Origin of the sequence: Saccharomonospora sp. NB11, from assembly GCF_015910535.1 — a bacterium.
GTDB lineage: Bacteria > Actinomycetota > Actinomycetes > Mycobacteriales > Pseudonocardiaceae > Saccharomonospora.
Window position 1 is genome coordinate 34,779 of sequence record NZ_JACBJG010000004.1, and the last position, 14,642, is coordinate 49,420.

The following is a 14,642-nucleotide window of genomic DNA, read 5'->3' on the forward strand; positions in this document are numbered from 1 at the left end:
TCACGCGCCGGTGAGTCCCCGCCGCTTCAGCAGCGGCTCGATCTCCGGGTCACGGCCCCGGAACGCGCGGAACGCGGCCATCGGGTCGGTGCTGCCGCCCCGCGACAGCAACTCGCGCCGGAAGTGGTCGCCGTTGGCGCGGGTGAGACCATCGTTCTCGCGGAACCACTCCACCGTGTCGGCGTCGAGCACCTCGCTCCAGATGTAGGAGTAGTAGCCCGCCGAATAGCCGTTGCAGAAGATGTGCGCGAAATACGTGCTCGCGTACCGCGGCGGCACCTCCGGCACCGCCACTCCGGCCTTCTCCAACGCCTGCGCCTGGAACGCCGCCACGTCGTCGACCGTGGTCTCGGCGTCCAGGGTGTGCCACGCCAGGTCCAGCAGCGACGCCGCCAGGTACTCGGTGGTCGAGAACCCTTCGCCGTAGGCGCGGGACTCCTGCAGCTTCTCCACCAGCCGCTGCGGCAACGGCTCACCCGTGCGGTAGTGGCGCGCGTAGTTCGCCAGCACCTCCGGCCACAACACCCACATCTCGTTGACCTGCGACGGGAACTCCACGAAGTCCCGCGGCACGTTGGTGCCCGCCGTCGTCGGGTAGCGGGTGTCCGACAGCAGCTCGTGCAACGCGTGCCCGAACTCGTGGAACGCGGTCTCGACCTCGTCGAAGGACAGCAGCGTCGGCTCACCCTCCGGCGGCTTGGTGATGTTGAGGTTGTTCACCACCACGGGCTTGCGGTCGAGCAGCCGCGACGGCACCCGGTAGGAGTTCATCCACGCGCCACCACGCTTCGACTCGCGCGCGTAGTAGTCGCCGAGGAACAACCCCAGCGGGCTGCCGTCGGCGTCGAACACCTCGAACACCCGCACGTCCGGGTGGTAGGTCGGCAGGTCGTGCCGTTCGGTGAACGTCAACCCGTACAGCTTCGTCGCCGCGAAGAACACCCCGTCCCGCAACACCCGGTCGAGCTCGAAGTAGGGGCGCAGCTCGTCGGCGTCGACGTCGAACCGGCGGCGCCGCACCCGCTCGGCGTAGAACGCCCAGTCCCACGGCTCCAACGGATGGTTCTCGCCGGCGCGGGCGATCTCCTTGGTCAGCTCCGCCGCTTCGGCCCGCGCGTTCGACACGGCCACGGGCGCGAGCCGGTGCAGCAGGTCGATCGCCGCCTGCGCGGTGCCCGCCGTCTGGTCCTCGATCGCGTAGGCCGCGTGGTGCGGGTAGCCCAGCAACGCGGCCCGCTCGGCGCGCAGCCGCGCGATCCGCAGCAGCACGTCCTTGTTGTCGTGCTCGCCGCCGCGGTTGCCCCGCGCGACCGACGCGCGGAACAGCCGTTCCCGCACGTCGCGGTTCTCCAACGACGCCAGCAGCGGCTGCGCCGTCGGCAGTGACAGGCTGAGCAGGTACTTGCCGTCCTCGCCGCGTCGGGTGGCCGCGTCGGCGGCCGCCGCGATCGCCGCCTCCGACAACCCGGCCAGCTCCGCTCGGTCGGACACCAGCACGGCCAGGTCGTTGGTGTCGGCCAGCAGGTTGTCCTGGAACCGGGTCGCCAGCGTGGACAGTTCGGTGTTCAACTCCCGCAGCCGCGCCTTCTCCGCCTCCCCGAGCGCGGCACCGGCGCGCACGAAGTCCAGGTGGTAGCGCCGCAGCAACCACGCCGACTCGTCGTCGAGATCCAGCGACTCCCGGTCCTCGTACAGGCGCTCGATGCGTTCGAACAGCGCCGCGTCGAGGTGGATGGCGTCGGAGTGCGCGGCCAGTTTGGGTGCGATCTCGGCGTGTACGGCGCGCAGGGTGTCGTCGGTGTGGGAGGCGTTGAGGTTGAAGAACACCTCCGACACGCGGTCGAGCAGCTCACCGGAGCGTTCCAGCGCGACGATGGTGTTGTCGAACGTCGGTGGTTCCGGGTTGGTCGCGATGGCCTTCACCTCGGCGGCCTGCTCCGCCATGCCCGCCTCGAACGCGGGCAGGAAGTGCTCGCCCGAGATCCGGTCGAACGGCGGCAGCTCGTACGGCAGCTCGCTCGCCGTCAACAACGGATTGTCCACAGTCGTCACTCTCGATCCTTTCGTCCTGTCGACCCACCGACCACCGCGTCGGAGGACAACCCGCCCCGGCGCCGTCGTTTCGGTCGGGGCGGCACGATGCCGCTCACATCGCCACCGCAGTCGTTGATCCGCAGCACGAAGGGCCGGGTGTCGGTGTAGCGGATCACCGACACCGACGCCGGGTCGACCACGGTGCGCTGGAAGAGGTCGAGGTGCTGCCCCAGCGCGTCGGCCAGCACCGCTTTGATCACGTCGCCGTGGCTGCACGCCAACCACACCGCGTGGTCGCCGTGCTCGGCGGCGACGCGGGCGTCGTGCTCGCGCAGCGCGGTCACCGCCCGCCACTGCATGTGGGCGAGCCCTTCACCGCCGGGGAACACGGCCGCCGACGGCTGCGACTGCACCACCTTCCACAGCGGCTCCTTGGTCAGCTCCTTCAACGGTCTGCCGGACCAGTCGCCGTAGTCGACCTCGGACAGGCGGGAGTCCGTGCGCGGGGTGAGTCCGGTGGCCTCGACGAGCGGGGCCAGTGTCTGTCGGCACCGCAGCAGCGGGGAGGTCACCACGGCCGCCAGCGGCACGTCCGCGAGCCGCGTCACCAGGCGTTCGGCCTGGGCGCGGCCAATGTCGTCCAGCCCGACCCCGGCGGTGCGTCCGGCCAGCACACCTGCCGTGTTCGCCGTCGACCTGCCGTGCCGGAGCAGGATCACAGTTGCCACGACGCCACCCTACGGCCTCAGTGCGGTGCTTCCACGGCACCGGCCTCGACCGGGCCCGCGTCGGGGTCGAGCACACCGGTGAACACGAGCACCAGCACCAGCACACCCAGCGCGACCCGGTAGATCACGAACGGCACGAAGCTGTTCTTCTTGATATAGGACATCAGCCACGCGATGACGGCGTAGCCGACACCGAACGACACGATCGTGGCCAGCAGGGTCGGGCCGACCCCGGGCGCGTCGCCCTCACCGATGTCGGTGAGCTTGTACACCCCGGAGGCCAGCACCGCGGGCACGGCCAGCAGGAACGCGTACTCGGCGGCGTCGGCCCGCTTGTAGCCGAGCAACAACCCGCCGGTGATCGTGCCGCCCGACCGGGACACGCCGGGGATGAGGGCGAGGGCCTGCGCGAACCCGTAGGCGAGGCCGTGGGGCACGGTGAGCTGGTCGAGTTCCCGTTCCTTGCGGCCGAACCGGTCGGCGACCAGCAGCAGCAGACCGAACACGATGAGGGTGGTGGCCGTCAGCCGCAGATCGCGGAACACGCTTTCGATGCGGTCCTCGAACAGCAGCCCCAGCACCGCGATCGGCACCGAGCCGACGATGATGAGCCACCCCATCCGCGCGTCGGGATCGGAGCGGTACTCCCGCCGGGTCAGCGACAGGAACCAGCGGTGCAGGATCCGGCCGATCTTCCTGCTGAAGTACAGCAGCACCGCGAGTTCGGTGCCGATCTGCGTGACGGCCGTGAACGCGGCGCCCGGGTCGTCCCAGCCCGCGAACGCCGCCGTCAGGCGGATGTGCGCGCTGGAGGACACGGGCAGGAACTCGGTGAGTCCCTGCACCAGGCCCAGCACGAGCGCCTCGAACCAGCCCATCAGGCGACCCCCGCGCGATCAAGGGCCTCCAACGCGGTCCGCAGGGCCGCGGCCCCCTGCTCCGGGGCGACGAACGGGGACACGCTGAGCGTGGTCACCCCGGCCTCGGCGAACGCGGACATGCGGTCGGCGATCCGCTCGACCGGCCCCAACAGCGACGTGGCGTCGAGGAACTCCAACGGCACCGCCGCCATCGCGCCCGCGTAGTCCTTGGCCAGGTAGCGGTCCTGCACCTCGGCGGCGGCGTCGGCGTAGCCCATGCGCACCGCGAGCTGGTTGTAGAAGTTCTTCTCCCGGCTGCCCATGCCGCCCAGGTAGAGCGCCGCATAGGCGCGCACGGAGTCGGCGCACACGCGCCAGTCCTCACCCGGCACCAGCGGCACCGTGGGGGCGATGTCGAGGTCGGCGAGGGTGCGGCCCGCCTTCTGCGCGCCCGCGGTGAGGTGGTCGAGCTGCGTGGCGGCGTGCTCGGGCGAGAAGAACACCGGCAGCCAGCCGTCGGCGATCTCACCGGTGAGTTCCAGGTTCTTCGGTCCGATCGCGGCGAGATAGGTGGGAATGTAGTCGCGCACGGGGTGCACCGTCAGCGCCAGAGCCTTGCCGGGCCCGTCGGGCAGGGGAAGCCGGAAGTGCTTGCCGTCGTAGCGCACCTTTTCCCGACGCAACGCGGCCCGCACGATGTCGACGTACTCGCGAGTGCGGCCCAGCGGAGCGGTGAAACGCACCCCGTGCCAGCCCTCCGACACCTGCGGCCCCGACACACCGAGCCCCAACCGGAACCGGCCACCGGAGAGCGTGTCGAGCGTCGCGGCCGTCATGGCCGTGGTCGCCGGGGTGCGCGCGGGGATCTGCAGCACCGCGCTGCCGACGTCGATCGACGACGTCTGCGCGGCGATCCACGACAACACGGTCGGCGCGTCCGACCCGTAGGCCTCCGCGACCCACACCACGGAGTAGCCGAGCGCGTCGGCCTCCTTGGCCAGAGCCAGATTCGACGCGTCGTTACCCGCGCCCCAATACCCGAGGTTCAAGCCCAATCGCATGGACACCGACACTAACGGGCCGTGACGCGCCGCCGGAGCCGCCTTGGTCACGAACCCGGTCGGGCGACGGTTAGGCTCTTTCGCCATGGAAAGCCGTCAGCTCGGCACCTCCGGCCTGCGCGTGTCCCGGATAGGGCTCGGCACCTTGTCCTGGTCGAACAGCACCGACGCCGAGGACGCCGCCAATCAGCTCGCCGCGTTCGTCGACGCAGGCGGCACGCTCGTCGACACCGCCGACATCTACGGCGACGGTGAGGTCGAGCGGCTGCTGGGGTCGTTGCTGGGCAACCTGGTGCCCCGCGACCAGGTCGTGCTCGCCACGAAGGCCGTGGCGCGCCGCGCCGACGGGCCGTTCGGTGGGGGCGCGTCGCGCGGCGCGTTGCTGGCGGCGCTGGACGGGTCGCTGCGTCGTCTCGGGGTCGACCACATCGACCTGTGGCAGTTGCACGCGTGGGATGCCGCCGTGCCCATCGACGAGACACTCTCGGCCCTGGAGTACGCGTTGCGCAGCGGCAAGGTCCGCTACGTCGGGGTGTGCAACTACACGGGCTGGCAGCTCGCGACCGCCGCGGCCTCGCTGGCCGAGGGGCGCATCGTGTCGATCCAGTCGGAGTACTCGCTGCTGGAACGCGGCATCGAACGTGAGGTGGTGCCCGCCGCCGCCCACCACGGGATCGGGGTGTTGCCGTGGGCGCCGCTCGGTCGCGGCGTGCTCACCGGCAAGTACCGCACGGGCACCCCGGCCGATTCCCGAGGCGCGTCCACCGCCTACGCCGGCTACGTCGAACAGCACCGCACCGAACGGGCGGCGCGCATCGTGGAGGCGGTCGTCACCGCCGCCGACGGGCTCGGGGTGTCACCGCTGGCGGTCGCGCTGGCGTGGGTGCGGGACCGGCCCGGTGTGGTGGCCCCGCTCGTGGGGGCGCGGGACAAGAGCCAGCTCGCGGGCTCGTTGGCCGCCGAAAGTCTCACCCTACCCGCCGCGATCAAGGCCGCACTCGACGACGTCAGCGCGCTGGAATTCGGCTATCCGGAACGATGGCCGACATGACGACCCGCACGCACTCCTCCACTCTCGGCGCGGTGGCGCTCACGGCCGCGCTGGTGGCTTCGCTGTCGGCCTGCACCGGTGACGAGGAGGTGACCGACGAGCTGCAGGTGGTCGAGAACCCGACCGCCGCCACCGCGCAGCCCGCCCCGGAGACCACCACCGAACCGGCAGGCTCGGTGATCCCGGTGGACGGTGACGTCACCGCCCTGACGACGGTGGGTGACGTGCTCGCGGTCGCCGTCGCCGACCCGGCGCGGGTGCTGCTGTTCGAGCAGGACGCGCTCGACGGCGGCGACGCCGAGCCGACGGTGGTGGAGCTGCCCGGCCCCGTGGAGGACCTCACCGCGGCCGGGGACACGCTGCTGGCTCCCGTGCCGTCGCAGGACACGCTCGCCCGGATCACCGTCGACGGCGAGGTGACGTCGACCCCGGTGGCCGGGCAGCCCACCGGGGCGGCGGTCCACGACGGAGCCACGGTGCTGAGCCTGCGGGAACGCAAGGCCGTCGCGGTGCTCGACGGGGACCGGCTCGATCCCGTCATCGCGGGTGGCCTGAACAGCGCCGACGACGTCGTCGTGGTGGAGGGCCGCCCGGTGGTGCTCGACCGCCTGCGCAGCGCGGTGTTCGAGGTGGACGTCGCCGAGGGCGACATCGGCGCGGGCCTGCGCGCCGGGCAGGGCGCCACGCACGTGGTCGCCGACGACTACGGTCGGGTGTTCGTCTCCGACACCCGCAGCGGCGGCATTCTGGCGTTCTCCGTCGACCCGTTGTTGCTGCGGCAGCTCTACCCGGTTCCCGGGGGTGTCTACGCCCTGGCCTACGACTCCGAACGCGACGTGCTGTGGGCGACGTTGACCGCGACCAACGAGGTGGTCGGCTTCGACGTCCGCGGTGGAGAGCTGCAGGAGCGCTACCGCTACCCCACCGTTCGCCAACCCGATTCCGTTACCGTCGACTCAAGGACGTCCCGAGTCGTGGTGGGCTCGGCGAGCGGGGAAGGGGTCCAGGTGATTGCTCCATGACGAACGTCGAAGCGGTGGTCGACGGGGATTGGGAGTACCGCCGGGTGCAGTTGCCGCCCGGCGTCTCGCGGATCTCCGCGGCGGTGCAGCTGTCGATCCAGGCCGAGTTCTCGGGGTGGGAACTGTCGAACGTGCGACTGTTCTCCGACGGCACCCGCAAGGTGTTGCTGCGGCGTCGGCGGTCCCTCGCGTCGGGGCTGTTGCCCGGGCTGAGCATCTGAGCGTCACCGCGCGAGCACCCCGCGCCGCTGTGTCCTCCTCCCGTGGGTGGCGGAGGTGACAGCGTCTTGACACTACTCCGTTCGATCGAACTATTGTTCGAACAAGGGGAGTAGTTCGGGAGTGCACGTGAACCAACCAGCATCGTCACCGCCACCGAACTGGCCGTGGTGGCAGCACGACGCGAGTTCGACACCCACCCGGCCGGTGTGGACCCGGGTCGACGGAACACCCGAGGGTTTCCGTCCCGTCGACCCGCCCCGCTGGGTGTGGGTGGACCTCCGCGCCGCGCTGCGCAAGGACGCGTTCACCTTCACCGACGACAACCCGGCCGGACTCCAGTACCGCTACGAGGCCAAAGGACTGCTGCGCGCGTGGATGCCGTCCGTGGACGGCGCCGCGCTCGCCCTCGTGACCTACCAACTCCTCACCGCCGACCTCGCGTGGCGGACGACGGTGACGTCGTTCGTCCCCGCGCACACCATTCGGTTCCGCTCGCGCACGGGCCGCGAATCCCGCTGAGGCCAGTCCGGGCGCACCCGATGGTCGGATGCGCCGCCCCTGACCGTCGGGGCCGTCCTCACCGCGACCCGTGACCGATGCGCAGCAGACCGTGCGGGTCCAGCTCACGCGCGATCCGCCGCAGCCGCGCATCGTCACCGGGATCGAACGCACCCGCCAGTTCCTCGTCGCTCAACGGCCGGAACGCGAACCCCAGCCGCCGCCCGAGCGCCACCTCGATGAACGGCGCCAACGTCGCATCGTGGTGTCGGCGCGCCACCCGCTCGTCGGTCTCCGACACCGGCGACAACACCGACACCAGGTAGGAACCGGACCGGTGCCCCACCGCACTGGGAACCCGCGGCGAACGCGCGAGCGCACCCCCGAGGTGCCGCACCCCGACCACAGTGAACACCGGCGCGTCCGGGCCCGCAGCGGCCGTCAACCCGGGCAACGCCTCAGGCGGGAGTTCCCGCACCACCAGGTTGTCGCCCCGGTACGGGTGCGGCTCCTCCGGCTCGTCGAAGATCGAACCCGACTCCGGGTAGGGCAGTTCGCCGAGGGTATCGGCGAGGACCGGCCCGATCTCCCGCAGCGGCCGCGTCACCGCGCGCCCCTCGTCGGCGGAACCGCAGTACGCGACACGCAGGTGAGCGACCGAGCGGCCCCGCAACGGCTCCGGCACCCCGGCGACATCCGGGTAAGTCAACACGGTCGCGGCGGAGGTCAGGTCGTCGTCCACCTCCCCGGTCCAGCTCCCCCACACCTCCAGCACGTCGGAGACCTGAGCGACGTCGAACAGCAGACTGCCCCCGAACAGCCGGGTCACGCACACCAGCTCGATCTCCATGCCCGTGACCACCCCGACGCGGCCACCTCCGCCGCGCAACGCCCAGAACAGCTCGGGCTCGGAGTGTTCGCTGACGTGCCGCAGCCGCCCGTCCGGAGTGACGACGTCGAACCGGTGCACGTGGTCGGAGGTGAACCCATGGCGGCGGGCCAGCAACCCCACCCCGCCCGTCACCGTGTACGCGACGGCTCCCAGGTCGGGGAAGCTACCGGAGAGCGGCGCGAGGCCGTGCGGCGCAGCAGCGTCGATGACCTCCCGCCACGTCGCCCCCGCCTCCACCCACGCGACGCGGCGGACAGGGTCGACCCGCACGCCGTTCATCCGACGCGTCGTGATCAGCATCCCCTCGATCGGTGTCGTGTGGCCGTGCCCGGTGGCCTGCACAGTCCACGGCATCCGACGCGCGACCGCGAAACCCACCGCCTCACGCACATCGTCAGTGGAGGTCGCGGCCACGACCACGGCCGGGCGGTGCGCCTCCCACCGCTGGAAACCCGTGCGCTCGACGTCGTAGCCGTCCGCGTCGGCGGTCAACACCCGCCCTCGGACCCGGCTCGACAGCTCAGCCACAAAAGAAGTCGTGTCGGTCATGGCCCCCACGCTAGAAGCCGTTGCGGACACGGACTGTCCTCGACGACCACGAGAATGAAAGCAGGTGAGGAGGTATTGGCGATGCGGGAGAACATGCCGTCGCGGCTGCTGCGGCTGCTGTCGCTGCTACAGACCCGACGCGAATGGTCAGGCGCCGACCTCGCCGACCGGCTCGGCGTCACCGTGCGCACCGTGCGCCGCGACATCGACCGGCTCCGCGCACTGGACTACCCCGTGCACAGCTCCCCCGGCACCGCGGGCGGCTACCGGTTGACCGCCGGCGCGACACTGCCCCCGCTGCTGCTGGACGACGACGAGGTCGTCGCGGTGGCGCTCGGACTGGTGGCGGCCGCCGCGGCCGGGACCACGGGAGTCACCGGAGTCACCGACAGCGCCGTGCGCGCCCTGGCCAAGCTCGAACGCGGGCTGCCCACCCGACTCCGGTCACGACTCGCCGCGATCGGCCGCACCAGCGTGGCGTGGTCCCCCGCCCCCGCCGACGTCCCCGGCGTGGACCCCACGGTGCTCGCCGTGCTCGCCTCCTGCTGCCACGACCAGGAGATCGTGACCTTCGACTACGTCGGCCGCGACGGCCACACCAGCACCCGCCGCGTGGAACCGCACCACCTCGTCACCGTGCGAGGACACTGGTACCTCGTCGCCCACGACCTCGACCGCCACGACTGGCGCTCGTTCCGCGTCGACCGCCTCACCGAACCCACGTCCACGCGCCGCCGCTTCACCGCACGCACCCTGCCCGCGCCCGACCCCGCGACCCACGTGGCACGCTCCTTCGCCGCCGCGCGCTACCGACACCGGGCGACGTTGACGGTGTCACTGCCCGCCGACGAGGTCCGCCGCCGCCTGTTCACGACCGTGCCCGGACAGATCAACCCCGTCGACGCCACGACGTGCACGGTGCACCTCACCGCGGAATCACCCGAACTGGTCGCCGTCTACGCGGCGATGATCACGGCCCTCGACGCCGACGTCACGATCACCGACACCACCGACGACGTCGCGCGCCGCCTCCGCACCGCCCGCGACCGCTGGTGACGGCTCAGCGGAACCGCTCCGGGTCCCCGGCGCCTTCCCGCACGACCTCCGGCGCGCCCTCGGAGAAGTCGACCACCGTGGTGGGCTCCACCCCGCAGTCGTCGGAGTCGAGCACCACGTCCACCGCCGCGTCGAGGCGTTCCTTGATCTCCCACCCCTGCGTCAACGGGTCCTCCTCGCCCGGCAGCAGCAGCGTGCTCGACACGATCGGCTCACCGAGCTCCGCCACCAGCGCCTGCGCAACCGCGTGATCGGGAATGCGCACCCCGACGGTCTTCTTCTTCGGGTGCGCCAACTGGCGGGGCACTTCCTTCGTCGCGGGCAGGATGAACGTGTACCGGCCCGGCACGGCCGACTTGATGGCCCGAAACGCCGTGTTGTCGAGGTGGACGAACTGCGCGAGCTGCGCGAAATCACGGCAGACCAACGTGAAGTGATGCCGCTGATCCAGCTTGCGGATGTCGCGGATCCGTTCCATCCCCTCCTTGTTGCCCAGTACGCAACCAAGCGCGAAACAGGAGTCGGTGGGATAGACCACCACACCGCCCGACCGCAAGGTGCGCACTGTCTGCGCGATCGCCCGCGGCTGCGGATTCACCGGATGCACGTCCACATACCTCGCCACGGCCCCAGGCTAGGGGCTCCCGGCAGGAAAGGCCACCGACCGAGGCCCCACCGGCGACGACCGTGTAGTTCGGACGACCCCACGGTCGACATGATCCCCACCCCGACCTCACGAACCCCGGTCACTGGCAGAATGTGGCCACATGACCGAACAACCCCAACGCCCTCAGGTCGACCTGTCCCCACGACGACTGCTGTCGGTGGCGTTCATGACGGTCCTGGCGATCGCGGTGTTCGTGTTCGCTCTGGTGGCCACCGAACCCAACGGGTGGATGTGGTTCTTCGGCATCCTGATGCTCGGCTCCGCGCTCGCGTTCTGGGTGGCCTACGCCCTCTACCTGTGGAAGCGCCGCAACACCCGACAGTGACGACCCGCCCCGGTGTGCTCGGCCCCACCGCACGCGGCCGAGCACACCCACGGGTCACGAACGCCGCTCGGCCTGCACCAACGCCCGCTCGGTGAGCACGCGCGCGAGATGCTCCCGGTACTCGGCCGTCGCGTGCGGTTCGTCGGCCGGGCTCGTCCCCTCGGCCGCCAACGCCGCCGCCTCCGGCACCGACGCGCCGTCGGCGAGCGCCCGTTCCGTCGCCTCGGCCCGCACAGGCGTGCCCGCCATGTTGATCAGAGCGACCTGGCGGCCCGACACGGCAACCCCCACGACGGCCCAGTCGATGGCGCGCCGCGTGAACTTCTCGAAACCCCACCCGGCCTCGCTGCGGGGCACCCGGATCTCGGTGAGCACCTCGTCGGCCTCCAGCGCCGTGGTGAACGGGCCGAGGAAGAAGTCCTTCGCCGCAACCGTGCGGTCACCGTCACGGCCCCGCACCACGAACGACGCGTCCGCGGCCAGCAGCGCGGCGGGCAGGTCGGCGGCCGCGTCACCGTGGGCGACGGAACCACCGATCGTGCCCCGATGCCGCACCTGCGGGTCACCCACCACACCGGACACGTGCGCCAGCAGCGGCGCGTGTTCGACGAGCACCGGGTCCCGCTCCAGATCGCAGTAGCGGGTCATCGCCCCGATCGCCACCGTGTCACCGTCGAGCCGCACGTACGACAGCTCGCCCAACCCGGCGATGTCCACCACGACCTCCGGCGCCGCCAGCCGCAGCTTCATCAGCGGCAGCAACGAATGCCCGCCCGCCAACAGCTTCGCCTCGTCACCGTGCTCGGCCAACACCGCGAGCGCGTCGTCCACCGAACTCGCCCGGTGGTACCGCAGAGACGCCGGAATCACTTCTCGACCTCCTGACCGGACGCGTCGATCACCGCGTTGACGATGTTCTGGTAACCGGTGCACCGGCAGAGGTTGCCCTCCAACCCCTCCCGCACCTGCTCCCGCGTGGGCTTCGGGTTCTCCTCCAGCAGCGACGCCGCAGCCATGATCATGCCCGGCGTGCAGAACCCGCACTGGAGACCGTGTTGCCGGGAGAACGACTCCTGCAACGGATGCCGCGCACCGTCGTCCCCGGTCAACCCCTCCAGCGTCGTCACCGCGTGACCGTCGGCCTGCGCCGCCAGCACCGTGCACGCCTTCACCGAACGACCGTCGAGCAACACCGTGCATGCCCCGCACGACGTGGTGTCACACCCGACGTTGGTGGCCGTGAGCCCGGCGACGTCCCGCACGAAGTGCACGAGCAGGGTCCGGTCCTCGACCTCCTCGGTGACCGTCTTTCCGTTGATCTCGATCGTGACGCGCAACGCTGTCAGTCCGCCTTCCCTGCTTGCGTCCTTGCCTGGCGAATCGCTTCCCACACCCGCAACGGGGTCGTCGGCATGTCGACGTGGGTGACCCCGAGGTGCGCCAACGCGTCCACCACCGCGTTGTGCACCGCCGGCGTCGACCCGATCGTCGCCGACTCACCGATACCCTTGACCCCGAGCGGGTTGCGGTCGGTGGGCGTGACCATCTCGACCAACTCGAAGTCGGGCAACTCGGCCGCCGTCGGGAACGAGTAGTCCGCGAACGTGGCCGTCGTGGGATTGCCGTCGGCGTCGTAGTGCATGACCTCCAACAACGCCTGCGCCGCACCCTGCGCGAGCCCACCGTGCCGCTGCCCGGTGAAGGTCACCGGGTTGAACACCGGGCCCGCGTCGTCCACCGCGACGATCCGCCGCAACGTCACCTTCCCGGTGAGCGTGTCGACCTCCACCACGGCCAGGTGCGCACCGAACGGGAACGTCGGCGCCACCTCGTCGGCCCACACGTCGGCGGACAACTCCCCGTGCCGCTCCGCCAACTGCGCCCACGTCACCGACCCCGCCGACGCCGCACCCCGCACCCGCCACTCTCCGGCGGACGTGTCCAGCTCCAAATCCTCGGGAGCGGCCTCCAACTCGTCGGCCGCCGACTGGCGCGCCTTCTCGATCACCGCGTCCGCGGCCTTGCGCACCGCCGTCCCGCCGTACTGCAACGACCGCGACCCCATCGTCCCCACACCCTTGGGAACCTCGTCGGTGTCGCCGTGCCGCACGGTGATCTTCTCCATCGGCACACCGAGCCGATCCGACAACAGCATCGCGAACGTCGTGTGGATGCCCTGACCGTGCGGCGACACCCCCGTGTAAGCGGTCACCGTGCCGTCCTGGCCGATCACCACCCGACCGCTGTCACCACGCCCGTCACCACCGGTGATCTCGACGTACGTGGACATGCCCAGCCCCAACGCGACCGGATCACCCGCCGCGCGCCGCCGAGCCTGCTCCTCCCGCAACTGCTCGTACCCCGCCGCGGCCAACACCTTCTCCAGCGCCGCGCCGTAGTCACCGCTGTCGTACGTCGCGCCCGTCGGCGTCGTGTGCGGGAACGCGTCCGGCGGAATCACGTTCTTGCGCCGCACCTCCGCCGGATCGAGCCCGATCTCCGCGGCGAACAGGTCGATCGCCCGCTCCACCGCCGCGGTCGCCTCCGGCCTGCCCGCACCGCGGTACGCGCCGATCGGGGTCGTGTTGGTCACCACCGCCCGGCTTCCCGCCTCCACACGCGGGAAGCGGTACACGCCCGACGCCATCATCTCCGTCAACGTCGGCAGATACAGCGTCCGCGGATACGCGCCCGCGTCCTGCACGACCTCCAACCGGAACGCCAGCACCGTCCCGTCCCGACGCCCACCGATCGTCACGGTGTTCCGCTGCGCGCGACCATGGGTCATCGCCGTCAAGTTCTCGTACCGGGTCTCCGACCAGCGCACCGGACGGCCACTCCGCCGCGCCGCCCACGCCAGCACCACCGCCTCGGGGTCCGAGCCGATCTTCGCCCCGAAACCACCACCGACGTCCGGCGTGACGATCCGCACCCGGGACGACTCGACACCCAGTCCCTTCGCGACCGCCGACCGCGCCAGGTGCGCGTTCTGCGTGGACAACCACACGGTCAGGCGACCGTCCTCACCCCACGCGCACGCCGCGCCCCGCGCCTCCAACGGTGCCGGAGCCACCCGCTGGTTCTCGATGGTCCGGGTGACGACCACCTCGCAGTCGTCGAACGTGTCCTCGGCGAAGTCACCACCATGGGTCTGCACCACGTTCGTACCCAGCTCCGGGTGCAGCACCACCTCGTCGGTCGCCGCCGCGTCGACGTCCGCGACCGCATCGAGCGGCTCGTAGTCCACATCGACCAGTTCGGCGGCGTCCGCGAGCTGATAACGGTGCTCGGCGAGGATCACCGCCACCGGCTCCCCGACGTAACGGACCACCCCGTCGGCCAACCACGGCTGCGCCACCGGCCCCGCACGACCGGGCTCCAGATCAAGATCAGCGGCCGTGTACACGGCGACCACACCGGGCGACGCCTCCGCCTCCGAGGTGTCGATCGAGGTGACTGTCGCGTGCGCGATCGGACTCCGCACGAACGTGGCGTGGACGGCGCCGGTGAGCGCGTCCTCGCGAAGGTCGTCGATGTAGGTGCCGCCCGTCGTGATGAGTTTCTCGTCCTCGACGCGGACCACCCTGGTTCCGACGATGCTCACAAAAATGCCTCCCACTACGACTCCGGCGACGATCATGCCGAAGAAGCACCGGGCAAGCCAAGAACATGTTGAC

The 14,642-nt window shown here is 70.9% G+C and carries 15 protein-coding genes; 6 read left to right on the forward strand and 9 right to left on the reverse strand.

Annotation, left to right across the window (positions count from 1 at the left end):
* From JAV51_RS06900 to JAV51_RS06915, 4 genes are read right to left on the reverse strand one after another with little or no spacing between them, the layout of a single operon-like run.
* Positions 1–2,052: a M3 family metallopeptidase gene (locus JAV51_RS06900; RefSeq protein ID WP_197319815.1), complete on the reverse strand. Its 2,052-nt coding sequence runs from the start codon at positions 2,050–2,052 to the stop codon at positions 1–3.
* Positions 2,049–2,762, reverse strand: a complete 714-nt coding sequence (locus tag JAV51_RS06905) for a histidine phosphatase family protein (protein ID WP_197319816.1) — start codon at positions 2,760–2,762, stop codon at positions 2,049–2,051. Before JAV51_RS06905 ends, JAV51_RS06900 begins: the two co-directional genes overlap by 4 nt.
* 17 nt (positions 2,763–2,779) lie before the next feature.
* A complete protein-coding gene (locus JAV51_RS06910) occupies positions 2,780–3,640 on the reverse strand; it encodes an undecaprenyl-diphosphate phosphatase (protein ID WP_197319817.1) in 861 nt (286 codons plus the stop codon).
* On the reverse strand, positions 3,640–4,683 hold the full coding sequence (locus tag JAV51_RS06915) for an LLM class F420-dependent oxidoreductase (RefSeq protein ID WP_197319818.1): 1,044 nt from the start codon (positions 4,681–4,683) through the stop codon (positions 3,640–3,642). Before JAV51_RS06915 ends, JAV51_RS06910 begins: the two co-directional genes overlap by 1 nt.
* Before the next feature lie 85 nt (positions 4,684–4,768).
* Between JAV51_RS06915 and JAV51_RS06920 the strand changes: the two genes are divergently transcribed.
* The 4 genes from JAV51_RS06920 (at position 4,769) to JAV51_RS06935 (ending at position 7,497) form a co-directional block, all read left to right on the forward strand.
* Positions 4,769–5,734, forward strand: coding sequence for an aldo/keto reductase (locus tag JAV51_RS06920; protein WP_197319819.1), 966 nt, complete (start codon positions 4,769–4,771; stop codon positions 5,732–5,734).
* Positions 5,731–6,756: a YncE family protein gene (locus JAV51_RS06925; protein ID WP_231641558.1), complete on the forward strand. Its 1,026-nt coding sequence runs from the start codon at positions 5,731–5,733 to the stop codon at positions 6,754–6,756. Before JAV51_RS06920 ends, JAV51_RS06925 begins: the two co-directional genes overlap by 4 nt.
* Entirely contained in the window at positions 6,753–6,977 is a 225-nt protein-coding gene (locus JAV51_RS06930) for a DUF5703 family protein (protein WP_197319821.1), read from the forward strand. Before JAV51_RS06925 ends, JAV51_RS06930 begins: the two co-directional genes overlap by 4 nt.
* A gap of 127 nt (positions 6,978–7,104) precedes the next feature.
* The gene (locus tag JAV51_RS06935; RefSeq protein WP_231641560.1) at positions 7,105–7,497 is read left to right on the forward strand and encodes a hypothetical protein; all 393 of its coding nucleotides are present in this window, start codon (positions 7,105–7,107) and stop codon (positions 7,495–7,497) included.
* Between the two features lie 58 nt (positions 7,498–7,555).
* Here JAV51_RS06935 and JAV51_RS06940 read toward each other — a convergent pair whose 3' ends face one another.
* Positions 7,556–8,917, reverse strand: coding sequence for an FAD-binding oxidoreductase (locus JAV51_RS06940; protein ID WP_197319823.1), 1,362 nt, complete (start codon positions 8,915–8,917; stop codon positions 7,556–7,558).
* Positions 8,918–8,998: 81 nt separating this feature from the next.
* Between JAV51_RS06940 and JAV51_RS06945 the strand changes: the two genes are divergently transcribed.
* Positions 8,999–9,973 carry a YafY family protein gene (locus JAV51_RS06945; protein ID WP_197319824.1) on the forward strand — a complete coding sequence of 325 codons (975 nt, stop codon included), beginning with the start codon at positions 8,999–9,001 and terminating at the stop codon, positions 9,971–9,973.
* A gap of 4 nt (positions 9,974–9,977) precedes the next feature.
* Here JAV51_RS06945 and JAV51_RS06950 read toward each other — a convergent pair whose 3' ends face one another.
* Positions 9,978–10,598 carry an L-threonylcarbamoyladenylate synthase gene (locus tag JAV51_RS06950; RefSeq protein ID WP_197319825.1) on the reverse strand — a complete coding sequence of 207 codons (621 nt, stop codon included), beginning with the start codon at positions 10,596–10,598 and terminating at the stop codon, positions 9,978–9,980.
* Between the two features lie 142 nt (positions 10,599–10,740).
* On the opposite strand from JAV51_RS06950, the gene JAV51_RS06955 reads away from it, so the two are divergent.
* Entirely contained in the window at positions 10,741–10,965 is a 225-nt protein-coding gene (locus tag JAV51_RS06955) for a hypothetical protein (RefSeq protein WP_197319826.1), read from the forward strand.
* 54 nt (positions 10,966–11,019) lie between these two features.
* On the opposite strand, the gene JAV51_RS06960 is transcribed toward JAV51_RS06955, so the two are convergent.
* From JAV51_RS06960 to JAV51_RS06970, 3 genes are read right to left on the reverse strand one after another with little or no spacing between them, the layout of a single operon-like run.
* Positions 11,020–11,835 (reverse strand): xanthine dehydrogenase family protein subunit M, encoded by an 816-nt coding sequence (locus JAV51_RS06960; RefSeq protein WP_197319827.1) that lies wholly within the window; start codon positions 11,833–11,835, stop codon positions 11,020–11,022.
* A complete protein-coding gene (locus tag JAV51_RS06965) occupies positions 11,832–12,302 on the reverse strand; it encodes a (2Fe-2S)-binding protein (protein ID WP_197319828.1) in 471 nt (156 codons plus the stop codon). The genes JAV51_RS06960 and JAV51_RS06965 overlap by 4 nt, the downstream gene beginning before the upstream one ends.
* Before the next feature lie 5 nt (positions 12,303–12,307).
* A complete protein-coding gene (locus JAV51_RS06970; RefSeq protein ID WP_197319829.1) occupies positions 12,308–14,569 on the reverse strand; it encodes a xanthine dehydrogenase family protein molybdopterin-binding subunit in 2,262 nt (753 codons plus the stop codon).
* Positions 14,570–14,642: the final 73 nt, after the last annotated feature.

Excerpts from the sequence above, each read along its gene's own strand:
- JAV51_RS06910 (WP_197319817.1), bottom strand. The coding sequence starts at position 3,640 with ATGGGCTGGTTCGAGGCGCTCGTGCTGGGCCTGGTGCAGGGACTCACC.
- JAV51_RS06915 (WP_197319818.1), bottom strand. The coding sequence starts at position 4,683 with ATGCGATTGGGCTTGAACCTCGGGTATTGGGGCGCGGGTAACGACGCG.
- JAV51_RS06920 (WP_197319819.1), top strand. The coding sequence starts at position 4,769 with ATGGAAAGCCGTCAGCTCGGCACCTCCGGCCTGCGCGTGTCCCGGATA.
- JAV51_RS06925 (WP_231641558.1), top strand. The coding sequence starts at position 5,731 with ATGACGACCCGCACGCACTCCTCCACTCTCGGCGCGGTGGCGCTCACG.
- JAV51_RS06930 (WP_197319821.1), top strand. The coding sequence starts at position 6,753 with ATGACGAACGTCGAAGCGGTGGTCGACGGGGATTGGGAGTACCGCCGG.
- JAV51_RS06940 (WP_197319823.1), bottom strand. The coding sequence starts at position 8,917 with ATGACCGACACGACTTCTTTTGTGGCTGAGCTGTCGAGCCGGGTCCGA.
- JAV51_RS06945 (WP_197319824.1), top strand. The coding sequence starts at position 8,999 with ATGCGGGAGAACATGCCGTCGCGGCTGCTGCGGCTGCTGTCGCTGCTA.
- JAV51_RS06955 (WP_197319826.1), top strand. The coding sequence starts at position 10,741 with ATGACCGAACAACCCCAACGCCCTCAGGTCGACCTGTCCCCACGACGA.